Annotated in this window: 1 protein-coding gene; it reads right to left on the reverse strand. The window is 62.2% G+C overall.

Features of this window, described 5'->3' with window-relative positions; genetic code table 11:
• Positions 1 to 22 precede the first annotated feature (22 nt).
• Positions 23 to 961: an IS110 family transposase gene (locus tag EN808_RS35045; protein WP_127873644.1), complete on the reverse strand. Its 939-nt coding sequence runs from the start codon at positions 959 to 961 to the stop codon at positions 23 to 25.
• Positions 962 to 1157: the final 196 nt, after the last annotated feature.

Genomic DNA, 1157 nt, shown 5'->3' on the forward strand with positions numbered 1-1157 from the left:
GGGAGAGCGACTATCTGGGGTGTCAAGTTGCATTTGCGAATTCGCTTCTCGCGTCGCGTGCTTTTGCGTTGAGGATGACGAGAAGTTTTCTGGCGAGTGCGATGCGGATGAGCATTTTGGGCTTTCCCGCCTGTTGCAACCGTTGAGCGAACGCTTTGAGATGGGGATCGAACTTGGCTGCGATGGCTGCGACGATGAAGAGGATGCCCCGGGGCCCGGCGCGTCCGCCGCGCACATGCCTGTTGCCGGCGCGCTTGCCGCTGTCGTTGGCGATAGGGGCGAGGCCTGCCAGCTTGGCGATTGCTTTGTTGGAGATGAGGCCGATCTCGGGCAGTTCGGCCATGAGGCGGGCCACGGTGCGGCCAGCCACGCCCTTGAGCGAACGGAAGGCCGATCCCAATCTGGCCCACAGCGGATCATCGTCGATCATCGAGGCGATCTCGCCTTCCAGGCGCCGCTCCTCACGCTTGAGGAAAGCCAGCATCGCCTCGATGCTGGCGCCTGTCTCGGCATCGCGCGCGGCGCTTCTACGCTGCTTGTTGACGGTCGCATCGCCGACGACCTGGCAAAGCCGCCCAACCAGCGCAGTAAGCCGCTGCTGGGCAGTGCTGGGTGGTGGCGTCGGCACGATCTTCTTGACTGCGCTGTAATGGGCGATGATGGAAGCGTCGATACGGTCGGTCTTCTCCAGATAGCCCATCGCCTCGGCGAAGCGGCGCACGCTCTTGGCATTGACCAGAGCGCACGGCATGCCGTGCGCCCACAAAAGCATGAAGCCCAACCGCTCATAGCCGCCCGACGCCTCCATCACCGCGTGGGTTGCGCCATGGTTGTGACAGAACAGCCAAAGAGCTGCGATCCCCGTCGCGTCGTTGGTGAAGCGCTCTACCGCCCCGTCGGGCCAGACATGCGCGTCCAGCCAATCCTTCGAAACATCAACTCCACAAATGATCATGTTCACGGTAACCTGCCTTGTGCGTACGGTTGGAACCAAGCGACTGTTCGGTCGTGCGTGACGAAGGCGAAGATCCCAAGCTCTCCCGCGGCTGTAACCTCAGGTGGTACGGGCGACTTCGCCAAGCCAAGGTCCGGGCGGCCGCCCGGACCTTGGCTCAATCGCTTCAATCCCACGAAATCTCTCTCGTGTAGATACAAGG

Origin of the sequence: Mesorhizobium sp. M8A.F.Ca.ET.165.01.1.1 (assembly GCF_004792065.1) — a bacterium.
Taxonomy (GTDB): domain Bacteria; phylum Pseudomonadota; class Alphaproteobacteria; order Rhizobiales; family Rhizobiaceae; genus Mesorhizobium.